Source organism: Ursidibacter sp. B-7004-1 (assembly GCF_053654055.1).
In genome coordinates this window covers 1-2,230 of record NZ_JBSIUP010000070.1, presented here as the reverse complement: position 1 = coordinate 2,230, position 2,230 = coordinate 1, and the positions used below count along the sequence as shown (strand labels likewise).

The following is a 2,230-nucleotide window of genomic DNA, read 5'->3' as shown; positions in this document are numbered from 1 at the left end:
ACATAATACCGTATACTACAAGTCTTTAACCCACATTTTTGAAAATGAACCAAAAAATTGCCCTTACTGCCAAAATACCGTTATCCATAAACACGTATTAAAAAATAATATTCAACGCTATAAATGCCCTTCCTGTAATAAAACATTTACCCTCCAAAAGAAATTAAATTATAGCGATATTTGGCAAGATTATTCGCAAGGAAAACAGACTTACAAAGAACTCGCCATTAAATATAAATGCTCCGTTAAAACTATTCAGCGATATATTGATAAAGCCCCTAAGACTGCATTAAAAATGCTTATTTCAATGCGTTTAATTATTATGGATAGATAAATGCAATAAGAAAGGTTATTTTCCTTATAAACATAAAGGATTAAGAAGTGCTTTATCTAGCTTAAAATATTATGAGAAATATTTATTTACCTTTGAAAAACATCCTGAATTTAATATAGAAAAAACGACAAATAGGCTTGAGGGTTTATTTAGTGAACTAAAATGAAAATTAAATAATCACAATGGATTAAGCAAAAAACGTAAGATTATGTTTATAAAGGATTTTTTGAATAAGAAAAGCAATTAATGATCAAAAATATAATGGAGATCCCACACTTTTGTCCATTACATCCCAAAAAATAACCATAAAAAAACCGTAAGTTATTAACTAACTTACGGTGTTTCATTAAATGGCGGAGGAAGTGAGATTCGAACTCACGGAGGGCGTTAACCCTCGCCGGTTTTCAAGACCGGTGCATTCAACCGCTCTGCCATTCCTCCGAGTTGAAAGCTATTTAAATTTTAATTGCCCTTTAGAGCGAAAACCTGCTGATAAAAAATTATCAACAGGCTATATATTCAGTGGCGGAGGAAGTGAGATTCGAACTCACGGAGGGCGTTAACCCTCGCCGGTTTTCAAGACCGGTGCATTCAACCGCTCTGCCATTCCTCCGCTGAAGACAGGCGGAATAATATAGATAACCGAGAAGTCGGTCAAGCATAAAATGTATGAAACGCTTTAAATGCTTTATTTTTCGTCAGCTTAGCCATTGCGAATCAGCCATACACCACTTTCAATATGATCGGTATAAGGAAATTGATCAAACAATGCACAGCGTTCAATTCGGTGTGTTTCTGTTAGCTGTTTTAAATTTTCTACCAGAGTATTCGGATTACAAGAAATATATAAAATACGCTCATAGCCTTGTACCATATTTAGCGTATCTTGATCTAATCCAGCTCTTGGTGGATCAACAAAAATAGTATTGCAATCATAAGAGTTAAGATCCACACCACGCAAGCGATAAAATTCTCGAACACCATTAAGTGCTTGAGTAAATTCTTCCGCAGACATTCGGATAATTTGTAGATTAGTAATACCATTTTTTTCAATATTATATTGAGCTGATTCTACCGATGATTTTGCAATTTCAGTGGCTAAGACCTTACGGAAATTACTGGCTAATGCAATCGAGAAATTGCCATTACCGCAATATAACTCAAGTAAATCGCCTTGGCTCTCTTGTGTGCAGCTTCTCGCCCATTCCAACATCTTCTCATTCATCTTGCCATTCGGTTGAGTAAAGCTATTTTCCACTTGGCGATAAATATATTTTTTACCATCAACAGAAAGCCGTTCTTCTACATAATCACAGTCTAATGCTATTTTCTGCTTAGTAGCTCGCCCGATAACTTGTACATCAAAGCCTGAGCCAAGCAATCGCTGTTTAAGCAACTTCGCCTGCTCAATCCATTCATCTGTCAGAGCTTTGTGATAAAGCATTGATACTGCAATCTGCCCGCTTAACGTGCTTAAATAATCTATTTGAAAGAGCTTTTTGGTTAAGAGTTCATTACCTTTAATTTCTGCCAATAAAACTGTCATCATTCGATTGATAAGTTGGCTGGCAATAGGAAATTGATCGACTCGATAGCGAGCTTTTGTTACAGGATCAAACATTATATGGAAAAGATCGCCATCTTCGTGCCACACTCTAAATTCCGCACGCAAGCGAAAATGGCTAGTTTCTGAAGCAAATACTTCAAGAGCTGGTGGTGAATATGGTTCAAGTAAAGCGGTTAGATTTGCTGTTTTTTTTGCAAGTAAATCAGAATATTGCGAAATGGGTAAAGTCATCGTCTATATTGAGTTGTATTAAGAATAGCTAATTTAGAAAATATTAAAAGAGAAGACAAAATAAGCGGTGGGCTATACCCACCTCAGACTGATGACAA

Annotated in this window: 2 protein-coding genes and 2 tRNA genes; 1 reads left to right on the top strand and 3 read right to left on the bottom strand. The window is 35.7% G+C overall.

All coding sequences use genetic code 11. The features are described 5' to 3' along the window. A partial coding sequence (locus ACWIW0_RS11230; RefSeq protein WP_454453385.1) for a transposase occupies positions 1–334 on the top strand: 334 nt, incomplete at its 5' end. A 351-nt stretch (positions 335–685) separates the two neighbouring features. Here ACWIW0_RS11230 and ACWIW0_RS11225 read toward each other — a convergent pair. The 3 genes from ACWIW0_RS11225 to trmA form a co-directional block, all read right to left on the bottom strand. Beyond that, a tRNA-Ser gene (locus ACWIW0_RS11225) sits at positions 686–775 on the bottom strand. 82 nt (positions 776–857) lie between these two features. Continuing rightward, positions 858–947, bottom strand: a tRNA-Ser gene (locus ACWIW0_RS11220). Between the two features lie 90 nt (positions 948–1,037). Next, the gene (gene trmA / locus ACWIW0_RS11215) at positions 1,038–2,132 is read right to left on the bottom strand and encodes a tRNA (uridine(54)-C5)-methyltransferase TrmA (RefSeq protein WP_454453384.1); all 1,095 of its coding nucleotides are present in this window, start codon (positions 2,130–2,132) and stop codon (positions 1,038–1,040) included. Between the last annotated feature and the right edge of the window lie 98 nt (positions 2,133–2,230).